Origin of the sequence: Neoalteromonas arenosi (assembly GCF_030362855.1) — a bacterium.
Taxonomy (GTDB): Bacteria; Pseudomonadota; Gammaproteobacteria; order Enterobacterales; family Alteromonadaceae; genus Alteromonas_E; species Alteromonas_E arenosi.
Window position 1 is genome coordinate 14737 of the sequence record NZ_JAUCBP010000011.1, and the last position, 15577, is coordinate 30313.

The following is a 15577-nucleotide window of genomic DNA, read 5'->3' on the forward strand; positions in this document are numbered from 1 at the left end:
TTCCTTAACCTTGATTGAGAAGTTCTGTTAATTCTATTAAAGCAGCATTTGCTCTGGAAATATAGTTCGCCATTACTAACGAATGATTAGCAAATATACCAAAGCCACCGCCATTGAGGATCATCGGTGCCCAAACGGGCTCTTGAGTCGCTTCTAATTCCCGAATGATCTGCTGCAAACTGACCGTTGCATTCTTTTTCGCTAAGACATCAGCGAAGTCTCGCTCGATAGCTTTGAGGAAGTGCAATAGAGCCCAGCTTGCCCCACGCGCTTCGTAAAAATTATCATCGATTTTGAACCAACTGGTTTTTGTTTGTAGTTTATTACTGGTAGGTGTTGATTGATGAGCTGCTGGATCACCAGCCAAATCGGTATTGTAAATTTCGGTTCCGACACTGGCACTTAATTTTTGTGACATACTGCCCAGACGCTTTTCAACCTGTTTCAACCAATCACGTAAATTATCGGCACGTGTGTAGAATTGACTATCATCAACTTGTCTATCGCCCAGCTCAGAGCGATAGGTCCGCAGTAAATCTAAAGCTTCGCCATACTGAGATTCAGCTGAGGGTAACAACCAGCTGAGATGGTCAATGTTGAGTTTTGGTTGGGCCGCAATTAACCGTGAGTTTTCTACCGACTGTGATTGGGAACGGCTAAAATCTTTGCGCATCGCCAATGCCAAGTCGCGCATCATTTCCAATGCTCCAAACTCCCATGCAGGCATATTGTCGACGAATACCGAAGGTGGCATCAAGTCATTGGCTAAGTAACCACCAGGTTTATGGAGTAGGGTATCACCAACTTCGATCAAAGCGGTGGTAGTAGTGTAGCCGGCAACCACCTCTTCATTGTGGGCCAGCGCATGATCAGCTGCGCGTTGATTGACATCGAAAACATCGGGTTCCTGACTCCAATACCAACCTAACAGGGTAAGAAGCAACACTAAAACCAGTGTTACAGCGGAAATAGATTTTGCATTTAACAACGATTTCATAGGTCCCTTAAACTAGCATTTTTAAAAACTGAACGTTTTCCTTTGTACATGACAAGGAGTGTAGTTGATCACTGGATTTAAGTCTGCTTTTTTCAACCCAACTAGCAGTTAGCTTGAGACCTGTCACGACAAACCAAGTAAAGTAGCACAGCAATTGTAATTGGCCATAATGCACTCAGTCCAATTGCAACAAAAGCAGTAGCGACGACGACCGCTGTCACAACAAAAACGGCGAGAATCCCAGTCGCTAGCACTGCCGCCAGTGCTAAAACGACCAGAGTTAATACAACGCCACCAAGAAACCACTCAACTACATCATGGTGGATACCATTTAGATCAAGGTGAATGTTCATTGGCGTGATTGGCACATAATCCATCACATAAAACACTGTCCAAACGACCAAGATTGTAATCAAGAGTTTCTTCATGGCTTAGCGCTCCTTAAGAATAAGACTCGCAATCAAATATGTCATTCCGCACAACATTGGAGCGATAAACATTCCAACAATCATTGCGACGCGAACATAGAACACATCAAAATCGAAATGGCGGGCTAAACCACCCGCTAACCCCGTGATAATTTTTTCATGTCGACTTCGGTGAAGCTTGTTGATATCAAATGTTTCTTTCATTATTGCCTCCGGCTGTAGAAGGTAATGCGGCCTTAGGCGGCCGCTTTAGCGTTTGATTTTGTCGCTTTGCTTGCAGGCTTTTTGAATTTTGCTTTCAATTTCGCCAGTTCAGCTTCAACGTTTTCATCCTTTTCAAGCTGAGCAAACTGCTGCTCTAAGTTCACTGTTTCTGAAGAGGCAGGCACAATATCAAATGCATCAACTTGTGCTTCCAGTGCCTCTACTCGGCTTTCATACTGTTCAAAACGTGTCACAGCGTCTTCTACAGCATTGCTGTTGACGCTTTGCTTAGCCTGTAAACGTACCGCCGAATTTTGTTTGCGAGCAACCAAGCTTTTCTGCTTAGTCCGCGCTTCGTTTAACTTACTCTGCAAACGCGCCGTATCTTCTTGGATGTTCTTGATTAAATCATCTAGTTGCGTCTTCTGCTCTTCTAGAGCCGTAACTTTACTTTCAACGCTATGCTTTTCGGTTAGTGCCGCACGCGCTAAATCATCGCGCTGCTTATCAACAGCCAACTGTGCCTTCTGCTGCCAGTTACTAGCCTGCTTCTGCAAGCCTGAAATTTGTCTATCGAGTTGCTTCTGTTCGGCCAAATTCTTAGCCGCGACAGAGCGGATCTCTACCAAAGTTTCTTCCATTTCCTGAATGATCAGTCGAATCACTTTCTCAGGGTCTTCCGCCTTGTCTAACATAGCGTTGATGTTGGCTTGCACGATATCTGAAATTCTTGAAAACATTCCCATGATTTACTCCTCAATTATTCTGATTTAGATTGTTCGTTAGTGGTTGCGTCTTTTGCCGCAAACTCAGTGACTGTGACCTTGGTCTGTACATCAGACGCTTTTTCAGTCAGTGCGTGAGAAGCATTAGCAACTGTTTCCGTTGCTTGATGCTGTAATTCATCAATTGTTAGCTCTACAGCACTATCCAACATACGACTTAAAATGTTCTGTAGTACTGATTCTTGGGCGTGCGCTACTGGTGCAGTTAATGCGGCACCAATAAGTGCGATAGTTGCGATAGTCTTAGTAGCTTTCATTGTCTTGTCCTTTTCAAACGAGTCACTGAGTGTGAGTTATCCAAGTTATAGCGAGAGCTGTGCCAACTCTGAGAAAAAAGCATAAGACATTGATAAATATGAACTTATAAAAATATAGAAAGAAATTTATTGAACGAACAGAAAGGATTAAATATTAATCAATGGTTAAAATGACCATCAATTTAGCCATTTTAACCAAGTGAGTAGTCAGATCAGTTATTACGTGCAGCAAAATGCTGTTTTGATTGTTCAATCGTGGCTTGGACGGCTTCATAGCCACGCAACAAGATGTCGCTTTGAGGGTTTCTGCCGGTACCGTTTTGACTGAGATAACGGCGCCAAACACGTCCACCAGGTTGGCCTTGAAATAAACCGAGCATGTGTCGTGCTACGTGCCACTCTCGTTCGCCCTTGGCAACCTGCTCACGAATATAATCCTGCATTTTGACCACAACCATTTCGCGCGTAGGCACGGCTTGCGAGTCAGAATAAAATACCTCATCAACACGCGCGAGCAAATAGGGGTTAGCGTATATTTCGCGCCCCAACATAACACCATCTACATAAGACAAGTGTTGTTTGGCCTCCTCAAACGTTTTTATTCCGCCATTGATACTGATAGAAAGGTCGGGGAACTCCTGCTTTAATGCATATACACGTGGATAACTCAGCGGCGGTATATCGCGATTTTCCTTTGGACTTAGTCCTTGCAGCCAAGCCTTGCGCGCGTGAATAATAAAGGTATCACAGCCTGCATCAGCAACTTCACTCACGAAGCGCGTCAAATCTTCGTACTCATCCATGTCATCGATACCGATGCGACATTTAACCGTTACTGGGATATCTACTTCCGCCTGCATCGCTTTAATACAATCAGCGACAACCGTCGGCTCGGCCATCAAGCATGCACCAAAGCGACCGTTTTTAACCCGATCAGATGGACACCCAACATTAATATTTACCTCGTCATAACCAAGCGCTTGGGCTTTGGCACTGCACTGTGCCATTGCCGCAGGATCGGAGCCCCCTAATTGCAGTGCTACCGGATGCTCTTCAGTGTTAAAGCTAAGATAATCACCCTTGCCGAAAATAATCGCACCGGTTGTTACCATTTCGGTATACAACAAAGCGTGGCGACTCATAGTCCGATAAAAATAGCGACAGTGTTTATCTGTCCAATCGAGCATGGGCGCAACGGAAAAAGTGCGATTAAGGCCTTGGTGTTTTGCGTTCAACGTGTTTCTATCTCAATGATTCTGGTGAATGGTAATGGGTCAAATTCTCGCTGCCGCGAATGATAACACTGCCATTGCTCTAGCGCACTAGCCTGTTGGCTTTGGATCGATAGAAGCTTGATATGGTTTACTTATCCAAACGATTAAAAACTTGATTCGAAATACTCGTCCAAGTGACTTGCGTTATTACGTATTTCCTCTATATTCCGCTCAATTTTTATCCACACTGGAACGTCAGTGCCCAACCCGATTATTGTTGTTGATCACGTTATACCTAACTTGCCAATGACAACTACCCACGAAACCTTTCGTGCATATTTGGATGAATATCCGAAGAAAAATGAAGCAAGTACCTTAGTTATTAATCTGTGTGCCACCCGCCGCTATTTAGACAATGGTTACTATTGTTCGTTGTTAGCCGAAGCTCGACGGCATAAGGTGCTGCCTACCGTTAATACCATTAATGAGTTAACCAGCAATAAAGGCGCGACACCAAAAGCGCTGTTGATCCCCAGTAAGATTTGGAAGAAGACTGACGTCAAAACGCTGGAAACTTGTAATATCTTTTTAGGCCAGTCGAGTAGTCCTCATCGCGCCAAGCTTGCTGCGCATATTTTTTCAATCTTCCCTGCGCCACTATTGTTAGCTGAACTTAAAATTCATAACGGTCAACTTGTTGCCACGGTGCGTTTGCAATCAATAGACGATTTGAACGATTCACAGCGGCGCTTTTTTGCTGAGGCGCTGGAAAAATTCGTAGCATCGACTTGGCGAGCGAAGAAGAAATCCCAACCATTGCGTTGGGACATGGCTATCTTACATAACCCTGCAGAGGCCACACCGCCAAGCGATGAGAAAGCGCTAAAGGCGCTTGTTAAAGCAGCAGCCAAACACAACATACATGCGGTATTGATCACTCCCGATCAGGCCGACACTATCGATAACTTCGACGCATTGTTTATTCGCGAAACTACAGCTATTGATCATCATACCTACCGCTTAGCGCGTTATGCTGAGCAGGCTGGTTTGGTGGTTATCGATGATGCCACATCAATTTTACGCAGTTGTAATAAGGTTTATTTACAAGACGCGTTCAGCTATTCCAAAGTGCCAACACCAAAGAGTCTATTTATTGCCGATGCGCAACATAATACCCTACTTCAAGTGGTTCAAGCCCTTGGCTTCCCAATGGTGTTGAAGCTGCCAGAAAGTGCATTTTCCTTAGGTGTCCATAAAGTTAAAGATATGGCCGAGCTGCAAAAGTATGCTGATGATATGTTGGCGCAGTCAGCCTTGATCTTAGCGCAAGAATATATACCCACTGATTTCGATTGGCGCATTGGTATGCTTGCTGGCCGTCCGCTATATGCCTGTCGCTATTTTATGGCGCGCAATCACTGGCAGATTTACAACCACAATTCCAAACGCTTCAGCTCTGGCGGTTTCGAAACGCTTGCTGTTGAGGATGTTCCTCAACCGGTATTGGATGCAGCAGTCAAAGCAGCAAAGGTAGTGGGTAACGGCCTATACGGTGTTGATATCAAACAGGTTGAGCAACGTGTTTACGTCATTGAAGTCAATGACAACCCGAGTTTAGACGCAAAAATTGAAGATAAGTATTTAGGTAAACAGTTATACGAAGCGATTATGGCTGAGTTTGCCCTGCGGTTAGAAGCCCATGGTCACTAACTCATCAATATTAGCGGAAACATCCATACGCAGCGCGCAAAAAACCGATTTGGATCAACTGGTTGCGATTGAGAATGCCGCCTTTAACAATGACCGGATATCACGCAAGCGATTTGTGCATTGGCTAAAAGCAGAAAATTGCGTTTTCTTAGTTGCACAACGAGAACAACGAATCGTTGGTTACGGTTTGGTGCTATTACGCAAAGGTACTCGACTGGCTCGATTGTATTCAATCGCGATTGAACAACACTGCGCCGGACAAGGTATTGGCAAAGCTCTATTGTTAGCGCTTGAACATGAAACACTCAAGACTGGCCGCTTGTACATGCGCCTTGAAGTCGCAAGCAATAATACAGCTGCCCAAAGATTGTATTTGAGCATTGGTTACAAGCCCTTTGGTAGCTATGCCGACTATTACGACAACCACATAGATGCGATAAGGATGCAGAAAAGCATTCGTCAGGCAGCTGAGCGTGACAAGCTGCCATGGTATCCATGGTACCGGCAAACGACACCTTTCACTTGTGGTCCAGCGTCATTAATCATGGCAATGCAACACCTTGAACGCCGTGTGGAAGCAAGCCAAACCCTGGAGTTGGCGCTGTGGCGCGAAGCAACCACTATTTACATGACCTCTGGACACGGCGGATGTCACCCATATGGTTTGGCCTTGGCAGCGATACATCGTGGTTTTGATGCTGCCATTCTGGTTTCACAAACGCACGGTTTATTTGCTGATGGCGTGCGCGACGAACACAAAAAGCAAGTAATGCATATCGTCGAACAAGACTTCGCCGCACAATTAAGTAAAAAGCAGGTACACATAGACATTGGGACTGCTAACAGCGATTGGATTGAGGCACAATTAAAAGATGGGAACGCGGTGTTAACCCTCATCAGCACCTATCATATGACAGGTTATAAAACGCCACATTGGGTATGTATTACGCACTGTGATCAAGACTGCTTTTATTTGCACGATCCCGATATGGATGAAGATTCCGACAATCCATTTGAATTTCAGCATATTCCTGTGGGTATAGATGACTTGGTTGCTATGTGTGGCTACGGCAAGCGTAAACTCCACGCGTTTGTGGTGCTCAGCCGTAGCGCTAACGCTCTGCCATCAACAGTTAAATAAATGCTCTGCGTGAAAAGCTAAGTGTTTATCTATAAAGGTACTGATGAAGTAATAACTGTGGTCATACCCAGTGTGTAATCCGTAATCGATTTTAACATCTTTGTCTTGCGCGACTTTGAGGAAAGCCTCAGGGTGCAGCTGATTGGACAAAAACTCATCTTCACTGCCCTGATCAATGCGGATCGGGAGTGTTGAACCACCGCGTTTTAACAGCGCTGTGGCATCGTACTCCAGCCACGCTTGTTGATTGTTTCCCAAATAGCCAGTAAAAGCTTTTTGTCCCCATGAACATTCCGTCGGATTGCAAATCGGACTAAACGCTGAGATTGAGCAATATTTTTCTTGATTGCGCAGACCAATGACTAGCGCACCATGCCCCCCCATAGAGTGTCCGCAAATGGCTCGCCGTTGATTGACTGGAAAATTGCTCTCAATCAGCGCCGGTAGTTCACTCACTACATAGTCATACATTTGGTAGTTCAGCGCGTAGGTGGGAGACGTTGCATTGACATAAAACCCTGCGCCTAAGCCAAAGTCATAACTGCCATCCGGATCATCAGCCACACCGTATCCACGAGGACTGGTGTCTGGCATTACGATTGCCACATTTAAATCTGCGGCAGCGCGAAATGCACCGGCCTTTTGCGCAAAGTTCTGATCGTTGCAGGTTAAACCCGAGAGCCAGTAAAGCACTGGAACAGGATGAGAAGAGACATGACTAACTGCCAAAGGCGGCAGAAACACACTTGCTGTCATATTACAGTTATTAGTCTTCGATGCATGTTCAATACGCACCAACTCACCTTCAAACACGCGCTGTTTCGCTACTATTTCCATACGCTGTTAAGCCTCCGAAAAGTTAACGACGCTGCGAATACTCTTACCTTCATGCATCAGATCAAACGCGTCATTAATATCTTCAAGTTGCATTTTATGGGTCACAAATTCATGCAAAGGGATTTCGCCGTTGAGGTATTGTTCTACGATTTGCGGTAATTGACTGCGGCCTTTTACACCGCCGAACGCAGTGCCCCGCCATACTCTGCCAGTAACGAGTTGGAATGGCCGAGTAGAAATTTCCTGGCCTGCTCCCGCAACTCCAATAATCACAGATTCTCCCCAACCTTTATGGCAACACTCAAGTGCACTGCGCATCACGTTAACATTACCGATACATTCAAATGAGTAATCAACACCACCGTCGGTTAACTCCACAATCACGTCCTGTATGGGTTGGTCGTAATCTTTTGGATTAATCACATCGGTCGCACCGAGCTTCTGTGCCAACGCGAATTTCGATTCGTTAATGTCAATAGCAATGATACGGCTAGCTTTGGCCATCACCGCGCCAATCACTGCAGATAAACCAATACCACCGAGTCCGAAAATAGCCACTGTTGCACCCGGTTCGACACTCGCGGTATTAAGGACGGCCCCCATACCCGTTGTGACGCCACAGCCGAGCAGACACACTTCTTCGAGCGGCGCTTCGGGATTTATCTTCGCTAACGATATTTCAGGTAATACTGTATATTCAGAGAATGTTGAACAGCCCATGTAGTGATAAATGGGTTCGCCATTAATCGAAAACCGCGACGTTCCGTCAGGCATTACGCCTTGGCCTTGTGTGGTTCGAATTTTTTGACACAAATTGGTTTTCCCCGATTGGCAAAACTTACATTCACCACATTCGGGTGTGTACAGTGGAATCACGTGGTCGCCTACCGCAACGCTAGTTACCCCTTCTCCCACTGACTCCACAATCCCACCACCCTCGTGACCGAGTATGCAAGGGAATTTACCTTCTGGATCATCGCCTGATAAAGTATAAGCGTCAGTGTGGCAAACGCCGGAAGAGACAATTTTAATTCTAACCTCACCGGCTTGCGGTGGCATTACATCGACGGTTTCGATACACAAAGGTTCGCCGGCGCGCCATGCGACCGCGGCTTTGCAGGAAATAATGTTAGACATGTGTAGGCTCCGTTTTTGTTTTTATTTACGACTATTATTCGGATTTTGTCGAATTTCGTTTACAATGCGCGCAATTTTGCAACGGTTCAAGAGTTATATTTAGGATGCTAAAACAGTTGGGCTATAACATTGTCGGCAGCCTGGCGGTCATTGGTTATTTTATCAATACCGTATTCTGGTTTATACCGATTATGTGTTTATCTGTGTTGAAGCTATTGCCCATTCCGATTTGGCAGCGTGGGGTTTCATACCTGCTTGATGGCTGTGCAACAAATTGGATCAGCGTTAATCGTTTAAATCAAGTCGTGTTCAGTCGCACCCAATTCGATGTTCAGGGTGTAGACCAGCTAAGCAAAAATGATTGGTATCTAGTAATTGCGAATCATCAAAGTTGGGTCGACATCCTGGTGTTACAACGTATTTTTAACCGTCGTATTCCCTTTCTAAAATTCTTCCTGAAGAAAGAGCTAATCTGGGTTCCATTTTTAGGCTTGGCATGGTGGGCACTGGATTTCCCATTCATGCGTCGCTACAGCAAGTCATTTTTGGCTAAGAATCCACACTTAAAGGGCAAAGATCTTGAAACGACGCGTCAAGCATGTGAAAAATTCAGTACCAAACCTGTCAGTGTTATGAATTTTATCGAAGGCACCCGCTTCACGCCGAATAAGCATCAGCGCCAAACTTCTCCCTTTACCCACTTGCTCAAGCCACGTGCAGGCGGAATGGCCTTTGTGTTAAGCGCGATGGGCGATCAACTGCACAAGTTAGTCAACGTCACTATTCACTACCCAGCCGGTATTCCTACTTATTGGGATTTTGTTTGCGGTAAGGTCAAAGAAATCACCGTGCGTGTAGATGTAACCCCTATTAGTGATTTATTTACTCAGCAGATATTCAATCAAACATACTTCGATGACCCACAGCAACGCGCCAAGTTTCAGCAATGGCTAAATAACCTTTGGGCCGAAAAAGATCAACAACTCAACGAGTTAAAACAGTAGACTTTAATATGCGAGTAGTACTAGCCCCATTTATCTTCCTCATTCACTTGCCATTGCAATTAATCAATTTGGCGTTTTGGGGCTTGCTGATCATCACTTTTGGTCTGATTAAGCTAATTGCGCCCAAGTGGTTGTGCAATCAACTATTAAACCCGTTGATGAACTGTTTCTTATTGTGGTTTGGCCAAGTCAGTGTGTGGTTTATCCGCGTATTTAATAATGTGCGTTTAGAATACAATATTGCTGGTGAATTAAGTACCGAGCATTGGTATCTGATCATGGCCAATCACATCAGTTATCTCGATATTATCTTGATGATTCAGTTCGCCCATGGACGCATCCCGCCCCCGAAGTTTTTTCTAAAAAAAGAACTGATTTGGATGCCATTTGTCGGTTTGGGGGCATGGGCACTCGATATGCCTTTTATGCGCCGCTACTCGCAAGCTTTTGTCGCCAAACACCCGCATTTGCGCGGCAAAGATATTGAAACGACACGAAAGTCGTGTGAGAAGTTTAAAGACCAACCTACCACGGTAATCAACTTCGTTGAAGGCACTCGCTTTACACCTGAAAAGCACGCCAGCAAGCAGAGTCGATTCGAGTGTTTACTGCCACCAAAAGCAGGCGGTATTGCTTTTACCCTAGCAGCTATGGGAGAGTTGTTTACTAATATTCTCGATGTTTCTCTAGCGTACCCTGACAATACACGCCACCCAATGCTAGAAATGCTAGCTGGGCAGATGCGTCGCATTGTGATCGATGTGCAAGTTTTACCCGTTGATAATGACGTTATTGGCGATTACTTTGAGAACGCAAGTTTTAAGGCGCGTTTTCAACAGTGGTTAAACGGTGTATGGGCAGCCAAAGACGAGCGATTAAAACAAATATTGGGAAGTTAACACATGATTGATGATACCGGCTTACGCGAACTCGTATTGGAATACGTTAAGTTTGTTGCGCCTCAAGCAACCATGGAAAGCTTGTCTTACACGCTTGGCGTATTTGGGATCATCATAGTAGCGGGTATCATTTCACTGTATGTGACGCGCTTTATTGTTAGTGAACGCGTCACTCGGTTTGTGTTAAAAACGCGTAGCCTATGGGATGACGAGCTGCATAAGCATCACTTTTTTAGGCGCTGTGGGCACATAGTCCCAGCGATTGTTATTAGCCTAGTCGCCGCGCTACTGTTACCTGAGGAGTCTAAAGCATTAGCTATCATAGAACGAGTTTCTATGTTGTATTTAGCCGTTGCTTCACTATTAATTATCAGCGCTCTACTCAACACCGTTGAAGACCTGTATAACGCATCTGCACTCGCCAAGCGCGCCCCGATAACCGGTTTCATTCAAGTCACCAAACTGCTTGTCACTATTGTTGTTATTGTTCTGGTGATCAGTGTCTTGATTAATAAAAGCCCGCTGATCTTACTGTCAGGTATGACCGCAGTTGCGGCGGTTTTGCTACTGATTTTTCGCGACACAATTCTGGGGTTTGTGGCAGGCATACAAATCGCTGCGAATCGGATGTTTAATACCGGCGATTGGATTGCGATGCCTAAATATGATGTCGATGGTGAGATTCTATTGATTGGCTTGACCAATGTGAAGGTACAGAATTGGGACAAAACGATTTCTACCTTACCGACCTACTCATTAACGACTGAAGCGGTAAAAAACTGGCGTGGTATGAGCGAATCGGGTGGACGGCGAATCAAACGGGCTATCCACATTGATCTGCGAAGTGTTAGGTTCTGCGATCAAGAGATGCTCGACAGCTTTGCCAATATTCGTCACATTAAAGGATACATTAGCGATAAACTCGCGACGCTGCGCGAATATCATCAAAGTCAGCAGATTGATGAGACCGACCTTCTCAACAGTCGACGACTGACCAACTTGGGAACATTTAGGGCCTACTTACAAGGTTATTTACGCAACCATCCCGATGTTAATAAGGAAATGACGATGATGGTGCGTCAGCTACCACCGACCGAGTTGGGTATTCCGCTGGAAATTTACTGTTTTAGCGCGAATAAAGACTGGGTAGCCTACGAGGGTATTCAGGCAGATATATTTGATCACGCGCTCGCCATGTTGCCGCTGTTTCAGCTCAAGCCTTATCAACGCGACAACATCGCAAGGTTAGAAAATTAAGCCAGCAAGTAGCCGAATAAGCCGCAAACAGCGAGTGACGCTACTCCAAGATAACAGTACTCAATACGCTCTTTTAGGGCTTCTGCACCGCTTTTATCTGACATAATCCCCATAATGATACTGCTCAAACCCAATACCAAAGCGACTACTGCGATCCCAAATAGGATCGGGCTAATCCACAAAGCCATAGTTATACCTCCAAAATGAAACTGCGCGCATTATGCCTGAAGCTGTCGTGCTTTGGTATGCTACTTTGGTCTTTTTGCTGTCTTTATTGACCTTGGTCAATACCACTAACTATTGGCCTATTCCACAATGTTTATGCCATATCCGTATTATGTTCAAGTCATTAAAAACTACAACCTATTGTAATTTATAGTATTTTTAATTTTGGCCTGCATATTGATTATCCAAAGCATAGGTGACTCGTTTATTTTCAAAGGATAACATCATGCACAAACAAGCCATTTTCACTGCCGCTTTGACTGCTGTCGCAATCAATGTAACTGCAATTCAACCAGTGCAAGCACACACTAGCATTTCGGATAACTGCAGCATTAATTTTACGGGTGAACTTGAGTTCCATCACGATGTATTAACCATCACTCTTGAAGATGGTCGCGAAGTTGCGTTTACTGAAAATGGCGATGTAACGGTAAACGGCGTTTATCTTGACCTAAATCATGAGCAGCAAGGCTATGCGCAAGATTACTATACACATATCACTGACTCAGTTCCTATGACCGTTAACATTGCCGTGGACGCATTGGAAATCGCGAGTACGGCAGTAACGGAAGCATTTGGTGAACTACTCGGCTATGACGACGATTTAACTCAAGAGTTCGGTGTGTTTTTTGATGAAATCAGCACTAACATCAATAATCAATTCTATGCTGAAGACGGTAGCTTCCACATCGAGTCCAGCCGCTTTGACAATGGCAATTGGACAGATACTCAATGGGAGGAAGAATTCGATCAAAAAGTAGAAGAGCTTATTTCCAAGTCGATGGGTCGCTTGTTGATCGCAATCGGTACAGAAATGTTATGGAGTGACAGCTCAGATAGCAACGGGTTCGAGGCGCGTATGGAATCGCTTGGCGATTCCATTGAGCAGCGTGTAGAAATGCAAACAGCAGAGCTAGAAGTGCAGGCTGATGAATTGTGCATGACATTAAGCAAAGCCGATATTGCTGAAGAGGCTTTACGAAACGATATAAGCCTATTACAGAGTTTGAATATCATCACCGTTGAGCACAACAAGTTCAGTATGTAAGACTGACTGAAACCCTTTATAATGCCTCGCACTCGCGGGGCATTTTGGGTTTTAATGAACGATGATGAAAGGAACAAAAGTAGCGATTATTGGCTGTGGTTGGTTGGGACTACCCACTGCAAGGGCGTTACTCAATGACGGTTATCAAGTCATAGGTTCGAGCCGAAGTGAAACCAAATTAGACCAGCTTGAGCAGTTTGGCATTACTCCGGTAAGGGTTGATATCTATCAGCCGGAAAGTTACCGAAATACGGCAATTACAGAATGCTCAACTTGGCTTATCAATATAGCTGCGGGTCGGCGCAACACCGATTTCCCAGTCTACATTCAGCGAGTCAAAGCGCTGATTGATTATGCGACACAATGCAAAGTCGCACATTTAATATTTGTCAGTACGACCGCTGTCTATGGCAATGCCAATGGCACACTGAACGAAACCTCACCATTGCAACCGGTAACCGCCTCCGGTAAAGCACATGCCGAAATTGAAAGCTATATCCAAGCGCAGCTGAGTAACACGCATAGCATATTGCGTTTGGCAGGTTTGGTCAGTCTAGACCGTCACCCGGTGCGCTCATTGAGTAAGAGGGCGGGGCCGATTAGCGGTGGTGATCAAGTAGTTAATTTGATTCATAGAGACGATGTGATCAGCGCCTTAGAGATTTTGTGTGAGATAGGCCCGCAAAGCGATAAACCTTTACTCTTGGCATCACCGGAGCACCCGACTCGACGCGAATATTATACTTGGGCAGCAACTCAATTAGGTATTCAGCCCCCTGAGTTTGAGGCCAATAAGGGTGCAGATGCTAACAGCAAGCAAGTCGATGGTAGCGATAGTCTAAAGCGTATCGGGCTGACATTGCGTTATGCCAGCCCCTATGACATGTTAGCTAAATAGTGAAACGCCGAAGTACTTAACAGCGACAGTGTTAACAAAAATCACAAGTAATATAACCGGAATAAAAGTACCCACTGATATATCTACGTAACGCTCAAAGAATGAACCTTTGTACTTCGGTGCACCTTGATCTAATTCAGCATTAAAATTGTGTTTTTTCCAGCGGTAGATAACGAAAATACAAATCAACAAACCATTTAACGGCAATATGGTGTCGTAGAAGACATCGTAAACCACATCAAAGAATGACTTGGTTGAGTCTGCGTATGAGGTAAACTCGGTGAAAAACTTCACCATGCCAAATGATAGCGCGCAAAATACCGCTAATAACGCTAATAATAATCCTAAAATACCCAGTGCGGCTTTGCGTGATACGCCCTTTTCATCAATCAGTGCCGCCACTGGCACCTCAAAAATTGAGACGATTGAAGTAATAGCCGCAAAGAAAACTAACAGGAAGAATACGCTGGCGACAATACTCGCGCCGACATAACCTAAGGTCGCTTGCAAGGCCAAAAAGATTTTCGGCAAGAAAGTGAAAATCATACTGATCGATGAATCACTTAATTTAGAGGGGTCGATGTCTGGGTCGAACGAGAAAATAGCCGGTAGGATCATCAAACCGGCCACAAAGGCTACTGCTGTATCGGTCAAGGCTACTAACTTGGCAGAACCCGGGATATCGGCACGGCGGTTAATGTAACTACCATAGGTGATCATGATCCCCATCCCTAGCGATAAGGAAAAGAATGCCTGTGAAAGCGCACCATTGACCACCGCCGCATCAATCTTGCTAAAGTCCGGTATAAGGTAATACTCAACTCCCGCCATTGCGTTTTCGCGCGTCAACACGAACACAACTAAAGCCAGTAACATTACGAACAATGCCGGCATCATGAGTTTTGCCGCTTTTTCAATCCCTTGGCGAACACCGCCTTGTAGGATACAATACACAATGGCAAGAACCGCCACCATGTAAATAAAGATAGTTTCACTCGTTATAAACTGACCAAAAGTATTCGGGTCGGCGAGCTGTTCTAAGTTACCGCTTGCAGATTCGAACAAATATCCAAAGATCCACACCGTAATAACCAGATAAAACACGGCGATCATAAATGGGGTGATGATGGATAGCCAACCGGCGATTTTCCACTGCCAAGCACCGCCAGTGAGTTTTGAGTATGCGCCTAGTGGATCCTTACCCGCATGACGTCCCACTGACATCTCAGCTAGCATCACAGGCAAACAGATTAGAAATACAAACAATGCGTACATTAATAAGAATGCACCGCCACCGTTTTTAGCCGCACCAACCGGAAACCCAACTAAGTTACCAATACCTACTGCAGAGCCTGCCGCGGCGAGAATAAACCCAATACGTGAGCCAAACTCCTCTCTAGAACCGGCCATATCCCTTTCCTCTTGTCGTTTTATTATTGTTATGCGCCCGCTTTATTGAGCAGGCTATTATTTCTGCGCTCATGGTATCAGTAGTTGAAGGCACTGCCTAGAGGCGCCCCTGACCGATAAGACCAG

Annotated in this window: 17 protein-coding genes; 7 read left to right on the forward strand and 10 right to left on the reverse strand. The window is 45.1% G+C overall.

Translation table 11 applies throughout. The features are described from left to right. Window positions 1–4 precede the first annotated feature (4 nt). The 6 genes from QTP81_RS12600 to dusA all read right to left on the reverse strand — a co-directional run bounded on the left by QTP81_RS12600 (window position 5) and on the right by dusA (window position 3858). A complete protein-coding gene (locus tag QTP81_RS12600) occupies window positions 5–997 on the reverse strand; it encodes a DUF2333 family protein (protein WP_289365949.1) in 993 nt (330 codons plus the stop codon). Between the two features lie 101 nt (window positions 998–1098). Continuing rightward, window positions 1099–1425 (reverse strand): hypothetical protein, encoded by a 327-nt coding sequence (locus QTP81_RS12605; protein ID WP_289365951.1) that lies wholly within the window; start codon window positions 1423–1425, stop codon window positions 1099–1101. A gap of 3 nt (window positions 1426–1428) precedes the next feature. Further along, window positions 1429–1629: a PspC domain-containing protein gene (locus tag QTP81_RS12610; RefSeq protein ID WP_289365954.1), complete on the reverse strand. Its 201-nt coding sequence runs from the start codon at window positions 1627–1629 to the stop codon at window positions 1429–1431. Between the two features lie 32 nt (window positions 1630–1661). Next, window positions 1662–2375, reverse strand: coding sequence for a phage shock protein PspA (gene pspA / locus QTP81_RS12615; RefSeq protein ID WP_289365956.1), 714 nt, complete (start codon window positions 2373–2375; stop codon window positions 1662–1664). Window positions 2376–2389: 14 nt separating this feature from the next. Further along, a complete protein-coding gene (locus tag QTP81_RS12620; protein WP_289365958.1) occupies window positions 2390–2671 on the reverse strand; it encodes a hypothetical protein in 282 nt (93 codons plus the stop codon). A gap of 212 nt (window positions 2672–2883) precedes the next feature. Continuing rightward, on the reverse strand, window positions 2884–3858 hold the full coding sequence (gene dusA, locus QTP81_RS12625) for a tRNA dihydrouridine(20/20a) synthase DusA (protein WP_434532988.1): 975 nt from the start codon (window positions 3856–3858) through the stop codon (window positions 2884–2886). Between the two features lie 285 nt (window positions 3859–4143). On the opposite strand from dusA, the gene QTP81_RS12630 reads away from it, so the two are divergent. Beyond that, window positions 4144–5595, forward strand: coding sequence for a RimK family ATP-grasp domain-containing protein (locus QTP81_RS12630; protein WP_289365962.1), 1452 nt, complete (start codon window positions 4144–4146; stop codon window positions 5593–5595). Beyond that, window positions 5585–6736: a GNAT family N-acetyltransferase/peptidase C39 family protein gene (locus QTP81_RS12635; RefSeq protein ID WP_289365966.1), complete on the forward strand. Its 1152-nt coding sequence runs from the start codon at window positions 5585–5587 to the stop codon at window positions 6734–6736. Before QTP81_RS12630 ends, QTP81_RS12635 begins: the two co-directional genes overlap by 11 nt. Here the strand turns inward: QTP81_RS12635 and fghA are convergent. Then, window positions 6722–7573, reverse strand: coding sequence for an S-formylglutathione hydrolase (fghA, locus tag QTP81_RS12640; RefSeq protein WP_289365968.1), 852 nt, complete (start codon window positions 7571–7573; stop codon window positions 6722–6724). The genes QTP81_RS12635 and fghA overlap by 15 nt on opposite strands. A 6-nt stretch (window positions 7574–7579) precedes the next feature. After that, on the reverse strand, window positions 7580–8710 hold the full coding sequence (locus QTP81_RS12645) for an S-(hydroxymethyl)glutathione dehydrogenase/class III alcohol dehydrogenase (protein ID WP_289365969.1): 1131 nt from the start codon (window positions 8708–8710) through the stop codon (window positions 7580–7582). Between the two features lie 104 nt (window positions 8711–8814). Here QTP81_RS12645 and yihG (QTP81_RS12650) point away from each other — a divergent pair, with 104 nt between their 5' ends. Genes yihG (QTP81_RS12650) through QTP81_RS12660 form a run of 3 tightly spaced genes read left to right on the forward strand, consistent with a single transcriptional unit; the run spans window position 8815 to window position 11870 of the window. Beyond that, window positions 8815–9714 (forward strand): 1-acylglycerol-3-phosphate O-acyltransferase, YihG family, encoded by a 900-nt coding sequence (gene yihG / locus QTP81_RS12650; protein ID WP_289365971.1) that lies wholly within the window; start codon window positions 8815–8817, stop codon window positions 9712–9714. An 8-nt stretch (window positions 9715–9722) separates the two neighbouring features. Next, complete coding sequence (gene yihG / locus QTP81_RS12655; RefSeq protein ID WP_289365973.1) at window positions 9723–10613, forward strand: 1-acylglycerol-3-phosphate O-acyltransferase, YihG family; 891 nt, start codon at window positions 9723–9725, stop codon at window positions 10611–10613. Window positions 10614–10616: 3 nt separating this feature from the next. Continuing rightward, complete coding sequence (locus tag QTP81_RS12660) at window positions 10617–11870, forward strand: mechanosensitive ion channel family protein (protein ID WP_289365974.1); 1254 nt, start codon at window positions 10617–10619, stop codon at window positions 11868–11870. Here QTP81_RS12660 and QTP81_RS12665 read toward each other — a convergent pair. Next, the gene (locus tag QTP81_RS12665; RefSeq protein ID WP_289365976.1) at window positions 11867–12058 is read right to left on the reverse strand and encodes a hypothetical protein; all 192 of its coding nucleotides are present in this window, start codon (window positions 12056–12058) and stop codon (window positions 11867–11869) included. The two genes, QTP81_RS12660 and QTP81_RS12665, sit on opposite strands and share 4 nt — an antisense overlap. A 263-nt stretch (window positions 12059–12321) precedes the next feature. Between QTP81_RS12665 and QTP81_RS12670 the strand changes: the two genes are divergently transcribed. Beyond that, on the forward strand, window positions 12322–13143 hold the full coding sequence (locus tag QTP81_RS12670; protein WP_289365978.1) for a DUF2884 family protein: 822 nt from the start codon (window positions 12322–12324) through the stop codon (window positions 13141–13143). 61 nt (window positions 13144–13204) lie between these two features. Further along, window positions 13205–14041 (forward strand): SDR family oxidoreductase, encoded by an 837-nt coding sequence (locus tag QTP81_RS12675; protein ID WP_289365980.1) that lies wholly within the window; start codon window positions 13205–13207, stop codon window positions 14039–14041. On the opposite strand, the gene QTP81_RS12680 is transcribed toward QTP81_RS12675, so the two are convergent. Beyond that, window positions 14030–15451, reverse strand: coding sequence for a sodium-dependent transporter (locus QTP81_RS12680; RefSeq protein WP_289365982.1), 1422 nt, complete (start codon window positions 15449–15451; stop codon window positions 14030–14032). The two genes, QTP81_RS12675 and QTP81_RS12680, sit on opposite strands and share 12 nt — an antisense overlap. Window positions 15452–15577: the final 126 nt, after the last annotated feature.

Coding starts and splice junctions, on each gene's coding strand:
- QTP81_RS12600 (WP_289365949.1), bottom strand. CDS start 997: ATGAAATCGTTGTTAAATGCAAAATCTATTTCCGCTGTAACACTGGTT.
- QTP81_RS12605 (WP_289365951.1), bottom strand. CDS start 1,425: ATGAAGAAACTCTTGATTACAATCTTGGTCGTTTGGACAGTGTTTTAT.
- QTP81_RS12610 (WP_289365954.1), bottom strand. CDS start 1,629: ATGAAAGAAACATTTGATATCAACAAGCTTCACCGAAGTCGACATGAA.
- pspA (WP_289365956.1), bottom strand. CDS start 2,375: ATGGGAATGTTTTCAAGAATTTCAGATATCGTGCAAGCCAACATCAAC.
- QTP81_RS12620 (WP_289365958.1), bottom strand. CDS start 2,671: ATGAAAGCTACTAAGACTATCGCAACTATCGCACTTATTGGTGCCGCA.
- dusA (WP_434532988.1), bottom strand. CDS start 3,858: ATGCTCGATTGGACAGATAAACACTGTCGCTATTTTTATCGGACTATG.
- QTP81_RS12635 (WP_289365966.1), top strand. CDS start 5,585: ATGGTCACTAACTCATCAATATTAGCGGAAACATCCATACGCAGCGCG.
- fghA (WP_289365968.1), bottom strand. CDS start 7,573: ATGGAAATAGTAGCGAAACAGCGCGTGTTTGAAGGTGAGTTGGTGCGT.
- QTP81_RS12645 (WP_289365969.1), bottom strand. CDS start 8,710: ATGTCTAACATTATTTCCTGCAAAGCCGCGGTCGCATGGCGCGCCGGC.
- yihG (WP_289365971.1), top strand. CDS start 8,815: ATGCTAAAACAGTTGGGCTATAACATTGTCGGCAGCCTGGCGGTCATT.
- yihG (WP_289365973.1), top strand. CDS start 9,723: ATGCGAGTAGTACTAGCCCCATTTATCTTCCTCATTCACTTGCCATTG.
- QTP81_RS12660 (WP_289365974.1), top strand. CDS start 10,617: ATGATTGATGATACCGGCTTACGCGAACTCGTATTGGAATACGTTAAG.
- QTP81_RS12665 (WP_289365976.1), bottom strand. CDS start 12,058: ATGGCTTTGTGGATTAGCCCGATCCTATTTGGGATCGCAGTAGTCGCT.
- QTP81_RS12670 (WP_289365978.1), top strand. CDS start 12,322: ATGCACAAACAAGCCATTTTCACTGCCGCTTTGACTGCTGTCGCAATC.
- QTP81_RS12675 (WP_289365980.1), top strand. CDS start 13,205: ATGATGAAAGGAACAAAAGTAGCGATTATTGGCTGTGGTTGGTTGGGA.
- QTP81_RS12680 (WP_289365982.1), bottom strand. CDS start 15,451: ATGGCCGGTTCTAGAGAGGAGTTTGGCTCACGTATTGGGTTTATTCTC.